This is a genomic window from Cupriavidus nantongensis, assembly GCF_001598055.1.
Classification (GTDB): domain Bacteria; phylum Pseudomonadota; class Gammaproteobacteria; order Burkholderiales; family Burkholderiaceae; genus Cupriavidus; species Cupriavidus nantongensis.
The window spans coordinates 102,033-117,699 of the sequence record NZ_CP014845.1; the positions used below are offsets into that span (position 1 = coordinate 102,033).

Annotated in this window: 14 protein-coding genes; 9 read left to right on the forward strand and 5 right to left on the reverse strand. The window is 64.8% G+C overall.

Translation table 11 applies throughout. The annotated features are described in order from the left end of the window. Positions 1–332: 332 nt before the first annotated feature. Genes istA through A2G96_RS21865 form a run of 3 tightly spaced genes read left to right on the forward strand, consistent with a single transcriptional unit; the run spans position 333 to position 2,792 of the window. A complete protein-coding gene (gene istA, locus A2G96_RS21855; protein WP_062797539.1) occupies positions 333–1,835 on the forward strand; it encodes an IS21 family transposase in 1,503 nt (500 codons plus the stop codon). Beyond that, positions 1,822–2,589: an IS21-like element helper ATPase IstB gene (istB, locus tag A2G96_RS21860; protein WP_062797542.1), complete on the forward strand. Its 768-nt coding sequence runs from the start codon at positions 1,822–1,824 to the stop codon at positions 2,587–2,589. Before istA ends, istB begins: the two co-directional genes overlap by 14 nt. Then, entirely contained in the window at positions 2,586–2,792 is a 207-nt protein-coding gene (locus tag A2G96_RS21865; protein ID WP_062797544.1) for a hypothetical protein, read from the forward strand. The genes istB and A2G96_RS21865 overlap by 4 nt, the downstream gene beginning before the upstream one ends. Before the next feature lie 104 nt (positions 2,793–2,896). On the opposite strand, the gene A2G96_RS32725 is transcribed toward A2G96_RS21865, so the two are convergent. From A2G96_RS32725 to A2G96_RS21880, 5 genes are all read right to left on the reverse strand, one after another. Next, positions 2,897–3,253: a DUF4365 domain-containing protein gene (locus A2G96_RS32725; protein WP_082819067.1), complete on the reverse strand. Its 357-nt coding sequence runs from the start codon at positions 3,251–3,253 to the stop codon at positions 2,897–2,899. Positions 3,254–3,363: 110 nt separating this feature from the next. Next, a complete protein-coding gene (locus A2G96_RS21870; protein WP_150124226.1) occupies positions 3,364–4,326 on the reverse strand; it encodes a hypothetical protein in 963 nt (320 codons plus the stop codon). Between the two features lie 635 nt (positions 4,327–4,961). Then, complete coding sequence (locus A2G96_RS34420; protein WP_417926436.1) at positions 4,962–5,204, reverse strand: HNH endonuclease; 243 nt, start codon at positions 5,202–5,204, stop codon at positions 4,962–4,964. After that, a complete protein-coding gene (locus tag A2G96_RS34425; protein WP_167354393.1) occupies positions 5,146–5,373 on the reverse strand; it encodes a hypothetical protein in 228 nt (75 codons plus the stop codon). The genes A2G96_RS34420 and A2G96_RS34425 overlap by 59 nt, the downstream gene beginning before the upstream one ends. Positions 5,374–5,744: 371 nt before the next feature. After that, positions 5,745–7,325 (reverse strand): isocitrate lyase, encoded by a 1,581-nt coding sequence (locus A2G96_RS21880; protein ID WP_062802342.1) that lies wholly within the window; start codon positions 7,323–7,325, stop codon positions 5,745–5,747. A 472-nt stretch (positions 7,326–7,797) separates the two neighbouring features. Here A2G96_RS21880 and flhB point away from each other — a divergent pair, with 472 nt between their 5' ends. The 6 genes from flhB to A2G96_RS21910 all read left to right on the forward strand — a co-directional run bounded on the left by flhB (position 7,798) and on the right by A2G96_RS21910 (position 15,407). Next, positions 7,798–8,940 (forward strand): flagellar biosynthesis protein FlhB, encoded by a 1,143-nt coding sequence (gene flhB, locus A2G96_RS21885; protein WP_062802343.1) that lies wholly within the window; start codon positions 7,798–7,800, stop codon positions 8,938–8,940. After that, the gene (flhA, locus tag A2G96_RS21890) at positions 8,937–11,018 is read left to right on the forward strand and encodes a flagellar biosynthesis protein FlhA (protein WP_062802344.1); all 2,082 of its coding nucleotides are present in this window, start codon (positions 8,937–8,939) and stop codon (positions 11,016–11,018) included. Before flhB ends, flhA begins: the two co-directional genes overlap by 4 nt. A gap of 10 nt (positions 11,019–11,028) precedes the next feature. Further along, a complete protein-coding gene (gene flhF / locus A2G96_RS21895; RefSeq protein ID WP_062802345.1) occupies positions 11,029–13,356 on the forward strand; it encodes a flagellar biosynthesis protein FlhF in 2,328 nt (775 codons plus the stop codon). A gap of 11 nt (positions 13,357–13,367) precedes the next feature. Beyond that, complete coding sequence (locus tag A2G96_RS21900; protein WP_062802346.1) at positions 13,368–14,156, forward strand: MinD/ParA family ATP-binding protein; 789 nt, start codon at positions 13,368–13,370, stop codon at positions 14,154–14,156. Between the two features lie 97 nt (positions 14,157–14,253). Further along, positions 14,254–14,970, forward strand: coding sequence for an RNA polymerase sigma factor FliA (locus A2G96_RS21905; RefSeq protein ID WP_018006614.1), 717 nt, complete (start codon positions 14,254–14,256; stop codon positions 14,968–14,970). Then, on the forward strand, positions 14,970–15,407 hold the full coding sequence (locus A2G96_RS21910; RefSeq protein WP_062802347.1) for a flagellar protein FlhE: 438 nt from the start codon (positions 14,970–14,972) through the stop codon (positions 15,405–15,407). Before A2G96_RS21905 ends, A2G96_RS21910 begins: the two co-directional genes overlap by 1 nt. Positions 15,408–15,667: the final 260 nt, after the last annotated feature.

Here is a 15,667-nt window from a genome sequence, read left to right on the forward strand (position 1 = left end):
CAAGCAGCGCGTCGCGCCAGCCTGCGCGAGGCCGCTCAGCGCTATCAACGCAGCCGCCGCGGCCGCTTGGCGCACGCGGAGCGGATGCGCCGCTACCGCTGTCGCCAAAAGAAAGTGACGCATCAGGGTTCCGCCGCGCAGGCCGCCGATGCTCTACTGCCGCTGACCTTGACGACGCCGGCCAGAGCACCGGCGCCCGCTGGCGCCTCAACACCGGTGCCTGAGCATTGCCACTTCTGCCGTTGCACATATTCGGGCTTTGTCCGCCTCGGACCACTGCGTCGTCGGGTCTTCCGTGATGTTCGTACGACTGACCGCACAGGACACGACCCATGACCATTGGAGTAGAACTTGAAGCCCAGATCCTGCGTTACTACCACGTCGAGAAATGGCGCGCCGGCACCATCGCGCGCCAGTTGCATGTGCACCGCGACACCGTCCAGCGTGTGCTGGCGCAGGCCGGCCTGCCCAGGATTGGCAGCGTGCAGCGGCCGTCGCAGATCGACGCCTACCTGCCATTCATCCATGAGACGTTGAAGAAGTTCCCGTCGCTCACGGCCAGCCGCCTGTATGCGATGGTGACCGAACGCGGCTACCGCGGGAGCCAGCACCACTTCCGGCACATGATCGCGCTGCACCGGCCGCGCCCACAGCCGGAAGCCTATCTGCGTCTGCGTACCTTGCCGGGCGAACAAGGGCAAGTCGATTGGGGTCACTTCGGCCATCTGCAGATCGGCCGCGCACGCCGGCCGCTGATGGCCTTCGTGATGGTGCTGTCATGGTCGCGGCAGATCTATCTGCGCTTCTACCTTGATGCACGCATGGACAGCTTCCTGGCCGGCCATGCCGGTGCCTTCGAAGCCTGGTCCGGCCTTCCCAGGGTCCTGCTCTACGACAACCTGAAGAGTGCCGTGCTGGAACGCCAGGGCGATGCGATCCGTTTCCATCCGACACTGCTCGCGTTCGCGGCGCATCACCGCTACGAGCCCCGGCCGGTTGCCGTCGCCCGTGGCAACGAGAAGGGGCGCGTCGAGCGCGCCATCCGCTATGTACGCGAGAGCTTCTTCGCCGGACGCACCGTGACCGACCTCGATGAGCTCAACGCCCAAGCCGCCCATTGGTGTGCGGGACTTGCGGCCGATCGTCCCTGCCGGGAAGAACCGACGATCAGCGTACGCGAGGCGTTCTCCCGCGAGCAGCCCAGCCTGCTCGCCTTGCCGGAGAATCCCTATCCATGCGAACTGCAACTGGCTGTCAAGGTCGGCAAGACACCGTATGTGCGCTTCGATCTGAATGACTACACGATCCCGCATACGCATGTGCGACGCACGCTCACGGTGCGGGCCAGTCCCCGGCAGGTACGCATCCTCGATGGCACGGAACTGCTCGCCACTCATGAGCGCAGTTACGATCGCGGCGCGCAGATAGAGATTGCCGCGCACATCAATGCCTTGGTCGAACGCAAACGCGAAGCCCGCCACCATCGCGGACTTGACCATCTGGCTCGGGCGGCGCCGGCCAGCCAGGCGCTGCTGCAGCGCGCAGCGGAACGGGGCGGCAATCTGGGCAACATCACCACCCACCTGCTGCGGCTGCTCGACCGCTATGGCGCCGCTGAATTGCAAGCGGCGATCGAGGAAATCCTCGCCAGCGATGCGGCGCCTCACCAGAATCCGGTGCGCCTGGCGCTGGAGCGCCGGCGCGAGGCGCGCCAGGCACCGCCGCCCGTGGGTATCCATCTACCTGAACACGTCCGGCACAAGGACAAGCTGGTGATACCCCACCGCCTCGACATCTACGATCAGCTCACGGGAGATGCCAATGAACACGCCTGAGAACCTGCAAAGCCGTGCGAACGCCTTGCGCCTGCATGGGCTACTGGCACACTGGCCGGAGGTCGCCGACGCCGGCTGGGTGGCGCCGCTGCTGCAATGGGAAGAAGAGGAGCGCTCGCGCCGCTCGCTGGAGCGACGCATCCGGGATGCCCGACTGGGCAACTTCAAGCCCTTGTGCGACTTCGACTGGGCCTGGCCGACGCGCTGCGACCGGGCCGCCGTCGAAGAATTGATGTCGCTGGAGTTCGTCAAGGACTCGGCCAACGTCGTGCTGATCGGCCCGAACGGCGTCGGCAAATCGACCCTGGCGCTGAATCTGGCCTATCAGGCGCTCGTCCAAGGGCACACAGCGCTGTTCACCACCGCCGGCCAGATGCTCGGCGAGCTGGCCGCCCTCGACAGCGATTCGGCCTTGCGTCGACGCCTGCACCGCTATGCCTCGCCGGACGTTCTGGTCATCGACGAGGTCGGCTACCTGTCGTACTCGAACCGACATGCCGATCTGCTGTTCGAGCTCATCAGTCGCCGATATGGCGCCACCAGTACGGTGGTTACAACAAACAGACCATTCGCCGAATGGTCGGAGGTGTTCCCGAACGCCGCCTGCGTCGTCTCGCTGGTTGACCGACTGGTGCATCGTGCCGAAGTCATCGCGATCGAGGGCGAGTCGTATCGCGTCAAGGAAGCGCGTGAGCGGGCCGATCAGCGAGCAAAGAAACGCAGCGTGGCCCGGGCGGAGAAAAAGCCATCATGACGCATCTGCACCTGCCTTCAGGAATCACCAACGGGCTGGACTTCCTGATCCCAGACAACTGGTCCCCAGAACAGGCCCTCGCCGTCGTCGAACTCATCGACGATCTACGCGAGCGAATCTGCGCGCACTACCAGCTCGCACTGCATGACCTGCTGCGTGAGCAGCGCTCGCCCCCCGAGAAAAGCCTCGACGATCCGTTCTAGCCTGCACCATCCAACCCAAACAGCAAGGGGCCGCATGCGGCCCCTTGCTGTTGACCTTCTGACCCAACCATACGCCGCCATTTACTGTCGCTTTTACACCGCCGTCAACACCGCGGAGGCGTCACATGAATCATGATCACGGGACCAGGCATTGAGAGCCAGCGAGGGAAGTGTGCTTCGTTATGCTTACGACCCAGACTCAAGTTGTACGTGCCGGTCACTGGCGGCATCGACTTTCGGTATCCGGTTTTGATCTGAGCGAAGATCACGTCGCCCGTCGGACCAGCGTAACCACCCGTCTTTTCGCTGCGCTTGAGGAAGATAAGAACATCGATGCTGTTGTCATTGTGGGCGGAGACCACTTCGACTCCGCAGCCCCACAGCCCCTCCACAATCCATGTGACCCAACTGACTCCGATTTGACCCGTATGGGTCGTGTCATGGTTCTTTCTCTTCTTCATCGTCCGTGTCCATAGCAACTTGATGATTGCACGGCCGGTGGGCGCCTTGCTCGAGTATCTTGGAGCGATTGCCAAAACCGTCGCCTACCCAGCCTGAATGCACAGCGATCCTAAGGAAGCGTGATGCCAGCCACGGTCGCAGCTGCTTTGACGGCTGTGTATGCATCGGAGGTAGAGCCGAGCGTCTGCATTGTTGTGGCAATTCCACCAAGCAAGGACTTCAGCGAAAGCTTGTTCGGCTTTTGCTTTTCGGTTTCGGCAATGGTGGTCCGGACCAGCTCTTTCGCTTCCTCCCGCTCGTCCTCAGGAAGATTCGCCTTGGTGAGTTCAGCGAGAACTGCCTCAAGGGCGCTCTTCAAGCCGGCGAGTTGGCTCTGATCGGCGGACTGCTGGATGTGTGCCACCGAGTTGTCCCCGGTTTGAACCGCGCCCACGGGCGAATGAAAAATGTAAGTATTGCTTGCGGGTACAGGTGCGGGTGCCGGTCGGGATCGCTTCGTCATCATTTCGTCCTGCCAAGCATCAAATGCAAGTCCCCTGAAAAAGAGCGACACGCCGGAGCCACCTCTCTTATTGTGTTGTATGTACGACTTCTCGCTCAGATCGTCCACGACATCAGAGAACTCTTGCCAATAGGTCTTCAACGACTCGCCAGCTGCCGTCTGAAAGGCTGTCATGACCTCATAGATTTGTAGCGATCGCGACGCCGGACGCGCATTCAACATGTTGAAAAGCAGCTTCCTGAGCTGAGTCCGTATTACATCGCTCGACCGGGTACGCTGCGCCGAATCGCCGCCAGGCTTCTCTTCAACAATCAGGCCCCGTGCTAGATCCATTCTCGCGTTCAGACAATCCCTATTCGCAAGGTCGATCCAGCGACGAGCAACATATAGCTGATGATCAGCCAGTCCAGGGGCTTCATGAGAGTACTGGGGTTGGGCCGTGAAGACCGCTTCTTTCCAAGCAAGAAAGTTCGCCACCCCAGGAAACTTTGAATCCAGTTGCCAAATTGCCGCAGCGAGATCTCCTTGTCCGTCTGCCAATCCCTTGAACCCACTCAAATCACCGATCATAAGCAATCTCCAATTTATTCAATGCGGTCCAGCCGTCGTCAGTGTCCTTTCCGGACATGCTTGCAGTAGGCAATCCGCCCGATCCAGTATTCGGCCAACCTCTGCTTGCCGCCTAGGCCCGCGGAGAGACGCGCTAATTCTATCAACAGGGTCTGGGTAACGACATCAATCGGAGGGCGTTCGCCAATCTCAATATGTGGCTGAGAAAGAGCGCAGTAGGTGCCCTACTCGTCTGCTACGTCCGCTGCCGAGCTCGGCAACAGCGACATAGCATCAAACTGCACGGCCAAGTTCAAGTGCATGCTGGCTGCCTCAGCCCTTTACTCCCAAAGGTCGGGACGGTCCGCCCAGTCCCGTATCATGCAGCGGCGCTACTCGACATACTCCGGCGTAGTCACCTGAATCGATCCTATTGGGCTAGGTACATTCCAAGCAATAGGAGGTGCTATTAAGTCTAACCAGCTACCTGGAGGAGGCTCAGGTTGAGACGACCAAACAGACCACACAGTCGGTCATCAGTCTCATCGGCTTGCAACTAACTGAGTCGCGTGGCTGAGCAGTTGTCGCATAAGTCGTTGATCGGCGACTGCCTCGTGTTGATCGCTGCGACCATTCGAATCTCTGCTTCGAATGACTCAGCTAAGCATGAAGCAGCCGCCCATGTGAAGCTGCTGACCGACTGCCTGATGTTTATGACGTTGCTTCAGCCCCAACTGCGGGCTTAGACCGAAGGCCAACTGAAGCCCTAGCAGAAGCCTGGGACTAATCACCATTTTGAAGTTCGCATCAAATGAGATCAGGCTTCGGTCGAACATTTTGTCAAAATTCGGCGTTAGCAACAAGCCGTTCGCCGGTGATATTCGCTGCCACCGTGTCACACAAGGTCCATAGGCGAATGTGCGAAGCAATCAGGAACTCAGTTGCCTTCGGCAGGGCCGTGGTCGAGCATTTACCATTCCAACGCTGAATCAGTTGCTCGCGGAATAGACCCTGACCGACACGTGATTTGATGACCGCCTCACGGACGGTTTCATCGAGGGTTTCCAAATACCGCTGCAGAGGCGGGTCGTTGCCGGGTTCAAGCTAAGCCGGGTCAAACTTCGGTGCCCCCCTGGGGCAGCGGGAGATTACGGTAGACGCGGTAAGCCTCAGTCATGCCGTCATATGAGTGGACCCACCAGTCATAGCCGGTTACTGCCGTCCGTTGTCCTTGCACTCTAGCCCTTTACGCGTCGCCGAACGACTTGTATCACGACTTCTCACGGATTTTGAGAAGATTCGGCATCAGCGTTCGGCGTGTACGCGGCGCGGTCTCTTCGGTGATTTTCAAAAGCAGCAACCAGGGAGCATCTCGCTTCATAAAAGAAAAACGCCAACCCTCACGGGTTGGCGTTCTACTTTAGGGTGCCCCACCAGAATCAAAACTGATTCATAGTATTGTCCTTCCCCGCCGCCTTCAGTGCCGCTTCCCCGCTGAAGTACTCCTTGTGGTCATCCCCCATGTCTGATCCAGCCATATTCTGGTGCTTCACACAAGCGATGCCCTGACGAATTTCCTTCCGCTGCACACCAGCCACATAACCCAGCATCCCCTGGTCACCAAAGTATTCCTTAGCCAGGTTATCCGTCGACAGCGCAGCAGTGTGATACGTCGGCAGCGTAATCAGGTGATGGAAGATCCCCGCTTCACGCGACGCATCAGCCTGGAACGTACGAATCTTCTCGTCCGCCAGCTTCGCCAGTTCGCTGTCGTCATATTCCACGCTCATCAGCTGCGCGCGGTCATAGGCCGACACGTCCTTGCCCTCGGCCTTCATCGCGTCATAAGCCTGCTGGCGGAAATTCAGGGTCCAGTTGAACGACGGGCTGTTGTTGTACACCAGCTTGGCGTTCGGGATGACCTTGCGGATTTCGTTGACCATGCCGGCGATCTGGGCGATGTGCGGCTTTTCGGTTTCGATCCACAGCAGGTCGGCGCCGTTCTGCAGCGCGGTGACGCAATCCAGCACGCAGCGTGCTTCGCCCGTGCCGGCGCGGAACTGGAACAGGTTGCTGGGCAGGCGCTTCGGGCGCAGCAGTTTGCCGTCGCGCTTGATGATGACGTCGCCATTGCCCAGTTGGTCGGCCGACAGTTCTTCGCAATCCAGGAACGAGTTGTACTGGTCGCCCAGGTCGCCCGGCTGGCGGGTCACGGCGATCTGCTTGGTCAGGCCGGCGCCCAGCGAGTCGGTGCGGGCGACGATGATGCCGTCGTCCACGCCCAGTTCCAGGAAGGCGTAGCGGATGGCGCGGATCTTGGCCAGGAAGTCTTCGTGCGGCACGGTGACCTTGCCGTCCTGGTGGCCGCATTGCTTCTCGTCGGAGACCTGGTTTTCGATCTGGATGCAGCAGGCGCCGGCTTCGATGAATTGCTTGGCCAGCAGGTAGGTCGCTTCGGCGTTGCCGAAACCGGCGTCGATGTCGGCGATGATGGGCACCACGTGGGTGACGTGGTTGTCGATCTTCTGCTGGATCGCGGCCTTTTCGGCGCCGGTGGCGGCGTCGAGTTGGCGGAACAGGCCGCCCAGTTCACGGGCGTCGGCCTGGCGCAGGAAGGTGTACAGCTCGCGGATCAGTGCGCTGACCGCGGTCTTCTCGTGCATCGACTGGTCCGGCAGCGGGCCGAACTCGGAGCGCAGCGCGGCGACCATCCAGCCGGACAGGTACAGGTAGCGGCGTTCGGTGCTGTTGAAGTGCTTCTTGATGGAAATCATCTTCTGCTGGCCGATAAAGCCGTGCCAGCAGCCCAGCGACTGGGTGTATTTGGACGGGTCCGCGTCATAGGCAGCCATGTCGGCGCGCATGATCTTGGCGGTGTACTTGGCGATGTCCAGGCCCGTCTTGAACTTGTTCTGCGCGCGCATGCGGGCAGCGTACTCGGGGTTGATGGCATTCCAGGCGCTGCCCTGGGTTTCTTTCAAAGCAGCCACTGCCTTGATGTCGTCTTGATACTGGGCCATGTCAGTTTCCTAAGATAAGGCGCGTTTGAGAAAAATCGTTTGGCGTGCCGACCGTGGGTCGAAGCAAACAGCGTGAACTCATTGTAGGGGGATCCGGCGCCGTTGCGGCCATGTCTTATATAAGACATAAGACTTTGTTTTTCCTTATTTTTCAATGAGATACGTGTCAATTTTCACGATACGGAACGTTTTTTCGCAGAACGAAAGCGGGCGCGGCGCAGCGCAACATCGAAATCCCACGATGTGAAACGCGCTTTCAGTCAGCGGGCCAAGGCGGGTTCGGCGCATCGCATGCCGCCGGCTTCGTCACTTTTCCGCTAAAGACTCCCGCCGCGTCCGCCGTTAACCCCAACAGTCCCTCATTTCCCAAACAGCACCCAATTCCCCCGCCTTTTCGCGCGAATGGGAATCCCACCCCGCTTCGATAATCCCCGCTGACGAATAGCGGCCTGCCGCTTCGCACGGAGCGTGGATGTCCGAAGAAAGCGATCTCGAGAAAACCGAACCCGCCTCACCCCGGCGCCTGGAAAAGGCGCGCGAGGAGGGGCAGGTGGTGCGCTCGCGCGAGCTGGCCACGTTCGTGATGCTGATTGCCGGCGTGACCGGCCTGTGGACGCTGGGCGGCCACCTGGGCCGCAGCCTGAACCAGGTGATGCAGGGCGCGTTGCGCTTTGAGCGGGCCACGGCGTTCGATCCGGCGCGCATGCTGTCGCGCTTTGCGCTGATGGTGTGGGACAGCCTGCTGGCCTTCCTGCCGTTGCTGCTGCTGTTCGGCGTGGCTGCGCTGGCCGCGCCGCTGCTGCTGGGCGGCTGGGTGTTCTCGGCCAAGTCGTTCGCGCCGCAGTTGTCGCGGCTGTCGCCGCTTGCGGGGCTGGGGCGGATGTTCTCCGCGCATGCGCTGGTGGAGTTGCTCAAGGCCGTGGCCAAGTCGCTGCTGGTGGGCGCGGTCGGTGCCTGGGTGCTGTGGCGCCGTCTGCCGGAGGCCATCGCGTTGATGAATGCGCCGGTGCAGGAGGCGCTGCTGCACATGGTGGACCTGGTGATGTTCTGCTGCCTGGTGGTGTCGCTGTCGCTGCTGGTGGTGGCGGCCATCGACGTGCCGTGGCAGTACTGGGAGTTCTTCAAGAAGCTGCGCATGACCAAGGAAGAGGTCAAGCAGGAATTCAAGGAGAGCGAGGGCGACCCGCATATCAAGAACCGCATCCGCCAGCAGCAGCGCGCCATGGCACGCCGCCGCATGATGACGGAGGTGCCCAAGGCCGATGTGGTGGTGACCAACCCTACCCACTTTGCGGTGGCGCTGCGCTACGAGGAAGGGCGCATGGGCGCGCCGCGCGTGGTGGCCAAGGGCACCGGCGACGTGGCCGCGCGCATCCGCGCGCTGGCGGCGGAGCATCGCGTGCCGCTGATGTCGGCGCCGCCGCTGGCGCGCGCGCTGCACCGACATGTGGAGCTGGGCCAGGAAATCCCGGCCGGCCTCTATACCGCCGTGGCCGAAGTGCTGGCCTGGGTCTATCAACTGAAGCACTGGCACTACTCGCAGGGCCCGCAGCCGCAGGCGCCGGCGGACCTGCACGTGCCCGATGAACTCGCCGTACCGGAAATGCGCGAATGAACGCTCTGAGCAACCTGTTCAACCTGCCTGGCCTGCGTTCGGCCGGCCAGCTCAAGGCCATGACCGGGCCGCTGCTGATCATCATGATCCTGGGGATGATGATCCTGCCGCTGCCGCCTTTTGTGCTGGATCTGCTGTTCACCTTCAATATCGCGCTGGCGATCATGGTGCTGCTGGTCAGCATGTACACGCAGAAGCCACTGGATTTTGCGGCGTTCCCGGCGGTGCTGCTGTTCACCACGCTGCTGCGGTTGTCGCTGAACGTGGCGTCGACGCGCGTGGTGCTGCTGGAAGGCCATACCGGCCCCGACGCGGCCGGCAAGGTGGTGGAGGCCTTCGGCCACTTCCTGGTGGGCGGCAACTTTGCCGTGGGTATCGTGGTGTTCGCCATCCTGGTGGTGATCAACTTCATGGTGATCACCAAGGGCGCGGGGCGCATTGCCGAAGTCGGCGCGCGCTTCATGCTGGATTCGATGCCGGGCAAGCAGATGTCGATCGATGCCGACCTGAACGCCGGCCTGATCGACGAAGCCGCTGCAAAGAAGCGCCGTGCCGAGGTGGCGCAGGAATCCGACTTCTACGGCGCCATGGACGGTGCCAGCAAGTTCGTGCGCGGCGATGCGGTGGCGGGCCTGCTGATCATGTTTATCAACGTGGCCGCGGGCATGGTGGTGGGCATGGTCCAGCACGACCTGGACTTCGGCACCGCCGTCCACAACTACACGCTGCTGACCATCGGCGATGGCCTGGTCGCGCAGATTCCGGCGCTGGTGATCTCCACCGCGGCCGGCGTGATCGTGTCGCGCGTGTCGAACGAGCAGGACGTGGGCGAGCAGCTGACCGGCCAGCTTTTCGCCAATCCGCGCGTGCTGTACCTGACCGCGGGCATCATCGGCCTGATGGGCATCATCCCGGGCATGCCGCACTTTGCCTTCCTGCTGCTGGCGGGCGCGCTGGTGTGGATGGGCCGCTATATCGCGCGGCGCGCCGCGACGCAGGCGCAGACCAAGCAGCGCGAAGAGCGCACCCCGGCGGTGGCGCAGGAATCGACCGAAGCCAGCTGGGACGATGTCACGCTGGTGGACCCGCTCGGCATGGAAGTGGGCTACCGCCTGATCACGCTGGTGGATCGCGCGCAGGACGGCGAGCTGCTGGGCCGCATCAAGAGCATCCGCAAGAAGGTGGCGCAGGAGATCGGCTTCCTGGTCCCCGTGGTGCATATCCGCGACAACCTGGAACTGAAGCCCAACGCCTACCGCATCACGCTCAAGGGCGTGGAGATCGGCCGCGGCGAGGCCATGCCGGGCCAGTGGATGGCAATCAACCCGGGCCAGGTCAGCGGCACGCTGCCGGGCGCGGCCACGCGCGATCCGGCCTTCGGCCTGCCCGCGGTGTGGATCGATGCCGGCATCAAGGAACAGGCGCAGGCGTACGGCTACACCGTGGTCGATGCCAGCACCGTGGTGGCCACGCACCTGAACCACGTGATCCACATGCACGCGGCCGAGCTGCTGGGCCGCCAGGAAGTGCAGGCGCTGCTGGACCGCATCGCCAAGGAGTCGCCAAAGCTGACCGAAGACCTGGTGCCGAAGACGATTTCGCTCACCGCGCTGCAGAAGATCCTGCAGAACCTGCTGGACGAAGGCGTGCCGATCCGCGACATGCGCACCATCCTGGATGTGGTGGCCGAGCACGCGCCCAAGATCAGCGACCCCAACGAGCTGACCGCGATGGTCCGCGTGGCGCTGGGCCGCGCCATCACGCAGCAGCTGTTCCCGAACAATGCCGACCTGCAGGTGATCGGCCTCGACGCCGGCCTGGAGCGCGTGCTGTCGCAGGCGTTGACCAACGGCGGCGGCATCGAGCCGGGCCTGGCCGACGCGCTGCTGCAGCAGACCCAGGGCGCGGTCACGCGCCAGGAGCAGCTGGGCATGGACCCGGTGCTGCTGGTGCCGTCGCAGCTGCGCCCGCTGATGGCGCGCTTCCTGCGCCGGACCATGCCGCAGCTGCGGGTGCTGTCGCACGCCGAGGTGCCCGACAACCGCAATATCCGCATCACCGCCATGATCGGCGCGTGAGGAGTCAACGATGAGCGTAGCCAAGTTTGTCGCGGCCAACGGCCGCGAAGCCATGCGCCAGGTGCGCGAAGCCATGGGGCCGGATGCCGTGGTGCTGTCCAACCGCACCGTCGAGGGCGGGGTCGAGATTGTCGCCATGCGCGATACCGATCTGGGCAGCGTGTCGGCCAGCGCGCAGGTATACGTGCCGCCTGCACCGGCGGCCGAGCCCGCGGCCATCGGCGACCTGCGCGGCGAGTTGCAATCGATGCGGGCGATGCTGGAACGCCAGCTGGCCGGCATCGGCGCGGCGCCGGGCGTGGCCCCGAGCGCGGCGGCGCACGGCGTGGCAGCGAGCGACCCGCTGCGCGAATCGCTGTTCGAATGGATGGTCGGCGCGGGCTTCTCCGGGCAGCTGGCGCGCACGCTGCTGGCGCGGCTGCCGCTCGGCTATGACCGTCCCGCGGCAATGGGCTGGATTCGCAGCGAGCTGGCTAGCAAGCTGCCAGTGCTGGGCGACGAAGACAACCTGTTCGCGCAGGGCGGCGTGCTGGCGCTGGTGGGCCCCACCGGCGTGGGAAAGACGACTACCACGGCCAAGCTGGCCGCGCGCTACGTGCTGCGCCACGGCGCCGACAAGCTGGCGCTGCTGACCACCGACAGCTTCCGTATCGGCGCGCATGAGCAGCTGCGCATCTACGGCGACATCCTGGGCGTGCCGGTGCATGCGGTGAAGGACGCCGCCGACCTGCGCTTTGCGCTCGCAGCGATGAAGGACAAGCACCTGGTCATCATCGACACCGTCGGCATGAGCCAGCGCGACCGCAGCCTGTCGGAGCAGATCGCCATGCTGGCCGGCGTGCCCGCGCCGGTGCAGCGCGTGCTGCTGCTCAACGGCGCCAGCCACGGCGATACCCTCAATGAAGTGGTGCATGCCTACCGCCATGACGCCGCGCCCGATGGCGGCGGCATCGATGGCTGCATCATCAGCAAGCTGGATGAAGCCACGCACCTGGGATCGGTACTGGACGTGGTGATCCGCCACCGGCTGCCGGTGTTCTATGCGTCCACCGGGCAGCGCGTGCCGGAGCACCTGGAACTGGCCAACAGCACCGCGCTGGTCGAGCGCGCCTTCCTGACGCCGCGTCGCGGCTCGGTGTTTGCCGATGCCGATGCGGCGCGCCGTGCCGCCGCTGCTGCGGGGGAAGAGACCACCGCGCGCGGTGGCGCCACCGACGTGCTGCGCTCGCTGACCGATAGCGCCGACGCGCTCGGCCAGTGCGTGGCCGAACTCAATGGCGCGGGCCTGGGCTTCGACCTGGCACGCTCGCTGTGGCAGCAGCGCGGCGCCGGCGCGCCAGCACTGCGCGCGATGTCGCAGCAGGTGCGCGAAGCCGTGTGCCGTGACGTGACGCGCCAGTGCGAACAGTACGTACTGGCCGTCGCCGCCACGCTGCAGGTGGCCGTGCCGGGGCGCCGCTCGCCCCAGCCGATCCAGCACACGCTGTGGCTGGCCGATCGCAACGGCATGCCGCTGGCTGCCGCCGTCACGCCGACCGGCCGTGCCGGCCAGCCGTTGGGCGAAGCCGAGGCCGATGCCGCCAACCTGCGCGCCGCGATGAGCGCCGCGCGCAAGGTCGTCAACCTGGTCGACGCGCTGCCGTCCGCCGCCACGCTGGCGCGCTGGCAGCAGGCCGGCGAGCGCTGGGTGGCCAGCGCGCGCAAGACCGCGCGCGTGGTCAGCGCCGGCTCCGCGTGGAAGCTGGATGCGCTGGCGGATACGCTGACCTTCCATGCCGTCGGCGAAGACACCGTGCGCGAGCGCGATGCCGTGCGCTGGCTGGCAACCGCCGATGTGCGCGTGCCGGACAGCCCGGTGCGCGGCAAGGGCACGCCCGAAGGCGGCATCGACGCCTGCCTGGTGGTGGCCCGCCTGGCCGACCGCGCCACCGGCGAGCTGCTCGATACGCGCTACCTGCTGTGCGATCCGGCGCTGGCACAGGATGCCGCGCAGGTGGCACGCTGGGCCTTGTGGACCGACGCGGCCGAATCCGGCCTGCGCACGCTGCGCCATGCCATCGACCATTTCGCGCAGGACGCATGCGATGCGCACGATGCATCCGCCGTGGCTGCGCTGCAGCTGGGCTTGTCGGTGCTGCGCCTGGAACATGCGCCGACCGCGGCCGCGCCGGCATTCCTCGCGCGCCTGGCCGGCCGTACGGTGCGCCCGGGCGCGCTGGTGCCGGGCACCGTGCTCAATGAAGGCATGGGCCGCATGCTGGCGCTGCTGGACGTGCTGGAAAACTATCCGGGCCGCGGCACCGCCGCGCCCGCTGCCCCCGCGGAGGCCCTGCAGTGAGCACCCTCGCCATGGACCAGGCCGCGAGCCTGCGCCGGATGCTGGCGCCGCGCACCACGCGCCGCATCGCCGTGGTCGCCAGCGAACGCGGCGCCGGCGCCACCACCGTGGCGCTGGGTTTGTCGCATGCGCTGGCGATGCAGGGCGAGCGCGTGCTGCTGGTCGACGAAGACACCAGCGCCCGTGCCACGCGCTGGTCCGGCGCCAGGCCGGCGGGCACGCTGGCTGACGTTCACGCGGGGCGGCTGTCGCTGGAGGCCGCGGCGGGCGTGAGTCCGCAAGGCGTGCTGTCGGTGCTGCCGGCGGGCCGGCCGGTGCCGGGCGCTGCCTTGCCGGCGGCGGCGAACGATTTCCGTAGCGTGCTGGTCGATGCCGCGCTCGATGCCGACGGCGCGTCGTCGCCGCTCGCGGGCGATGCGCACAACGTGCTGGTGGTGATGCGCCCGGAGCTGGCGTCGATCACCGCCGCCTACGCCTGCATCAAGCGGCTGCACCACCTGTATGCGTGGCGCCAGTTCCACCTGATCGTCAACCTCGCGGCGAGCGAGGCCACGGTGCAGGCCATCCTGCGCAACCTGGCACGCACCGCCAGCCAGTACCTCGGCGTCGAGGTGCTGTGCGCGGGCTGGCTGCCGGCCGACCCGCTGGTGGCGCGCGCCGCGCAGCTGGGCCGCTGCGTGGTCGAGGCCTTCCCGGCGGCGCCGGCCACCGCGGCCCTGCGCCGCAGCGCCGGCGGCATCGGCGCGTGGCCGCTGCGCACAGATGCCGCGATGCCTGCCGCCGCCCCCGCGATGGCCTGAGCCTGCCAGCCATGCCACCTGAAACCACCACACCCTGAGCCAGCCGGCACGCCAAGGCGCGCCGGTCCAGCCATCCAGCAGTCACGAGAATTGCACCATGTACACGATCCAGGGAAAGCTCGAACAGGCCGATGTGGTCAAGGCGCACGCGCAGCTGGTGCGCCGCATCGCGCTGCAGCTCGCCGCCCGGCTGCCCGCCAGCGTGCAGATCGACGACCTGATCCAGGCCGGCATGATCGGCCTGCTCGACGCCGCCAAGCGCTATGAAGACACCCACGGCGCGCGCTTCGAGACCTACGCCAGCCAGCGCATCCGCGGCGCCATGCTCGACGAGGTGCGCGCCAACGACTGGCAATCGCGCAGCCTGCGCCAGTTCACCCGCCGCATCGAACGCACCCAGCGCAACCTGGAACAGAAGCTCGGCCGCACGCCGATCGACTCCGAAGTGGCCGAGGCCATGGAGATGCCGCTGGACGAATACCAGCTGCTGCTCAACGAGGTCTATGGCTGCCAGCTGCTGCACTATGAAGACTTCGAGCGCTCCGGCGAGGAAGACTTTCTGGACCGCCACCTCGGCGGCAGCGATGACGGCAACCCGCTGACCGTGCTGATGGAAAGCGGCATGCGCGAAGCACTGGTCCGCGCCATCGAGCGCCTGCCCGAGCGCGAGAAGCTGGTGCTGTCGCTGTGCTACGACCAGGAACTGAATCTGCGCGAAATCGGCGCAGTGCTCGACGTGACCGAGTCGCGCGTATGCCAGATCCGCGGCCAGGCCATCAACCGGCTGCGCAGCCAGTTGCGTGGTCTGCTGTGATGCCAGCCAAGGCGCGCGCCGTGCGTGGCGCTTGCGGGCTGCTGGCAGCGGTATCGGCATGCGCATGGGCCGCCTTCGATGCGGGCACACGACACGCATGGACCGGCTCGGTCAACGGCCCGGCCCTGCACGGCCGCGGCCAGCGTGCGGTGTCGCCGCCGATTATGCCCACCGGGGTGTTGCCGCAATCGGAAGGGGTCATTACGTCGGTGCGCTGGCGCTACAGCTTCGCCAAGACGCCGCCGGCGGAACTGCAGGCCTACCTGTGCAACGCGCAACGCTGCGTGCTGCTGCCACAGGCGGAGGGCAAGACCGACGCGTTCTTTGGGGACGATGCCACCAAGGGGTTTGTGTTTGCGTTCCGGGTGCCGGGGCAGGGGAGTCTGGTGCCGGTGTTGCAGGGGCGGAGTAATGAGGTGGTGGTGGGGTTTCGGTAGGGATGAATGTTCCGCTTTTTCGTCAGTTATCAACAAGTGACGAAAAAATGGAACATCAGGCGATCGACTAGCTAGCTGTCAGACTCACGCCCCCCTGTGCTGCCACGCCTGATTGTCGCAAGCGGGAGAGGGGAGAAACCCGCAGCGGAATCAACTACCTCGGCTTTCCAATTCCCGCTTGTGTACTCCCTCTCCCGCTTGCGGGAGAGGGTTGGGGAGAGGGCCGGAATATCAACGAAGTGAAGGCCGTCGCCATTGCC

What these genes read in the sequence shown, in the direction of transcription:
- istA (WP_062797539.1), top strand. Translation starts at nt 333, where the DNA reads ATGACCATTGGAGTAGAACTTGAAGCCCAGATCCTGCGTTACTACCAC.
- istB (WP_062797542.1), top strand. Translation starts at nt 1,822, where the DNA reads ATGAACACGCCTGAGAACCTGCAAAGCCGTGCGAACGCCTTGCGCCTG.
- A2G96_RS21865 (WP_062797544.1), top strand. Translation starts at nt 2,586, where the DNA reads ATGACGCATCTGCACCTGCCTTCAGGAATCACCAACGGGCTGGACTTC.
- A2G96_RS32725 (WP_082819067.1), bottom strand. Translation starts at nt 3,253, where the DNA reads ATGAAGAAGAGAAAGAACCATGACACGACCCATACGGGTCAAATCGGA.
- A2G96_RS21870 (WP_150124226.1), bottom strand. Translation starts at nt 4,326, where the DNA reads ATGATCGGTGATTTGAGTGGGTTCAAGGGATTGGCAGACGGACAAGGA.
- A2G96_RS21880 (WP_062802342.1), bottom strand. Translation starts at nt 7,325, where the DNA reads ATGGCCCAGTATCAAGACGACATCAAGGCAGTGGCTGCTTTGAAAGAA.
- flhB (WP_062802343.1), top strand. Translation starts at nt 7,798, where the DNA reads ATGTCCGAAGAAAGCGATCTCGAGAAAACCGAACCCGCCTCACCCCGG.
- flhA (WP_062802344.1), top strand. Translation starts at nt 8,937, where the DNA reads ATGAACGCTCTGAGCAACCTGTTCAACCTGCCTGGCCTGCGTTCGGCC.
- flhF (WP_062802345.1), top strand. Translation starts at nt 11,029, where the DNA reads ATGAGCGTAGCCAAGTTTGTCGCGGCCAACGGCCGCGAAGCCATGCGC.
- A2G96_RS21900 (WP_062802346.1), top strand. Translation starts at nt 13,368, where the DNA reads ATGGACCAGGCCGCGAGCCTGCGCCGGATGCTGGCGCCGCGCACCACG.
- A2G96_RS21905 (WP_018006614.1), top strand. Translation starts at nt 14,254, where the DNA reads ATGTACACGATCCAGGGAAAGCTCGAACAGGCCGATGTGGTCAAGGCG.
- A2G96_RS21910 (WP_062802347.1), top strand. Translation starts at nt 14,970, where the DNA reads ATGCCAGCCAAGGCGCGCGCCGTGCGTGGCGCTTGCGGGCTGCTGGCA.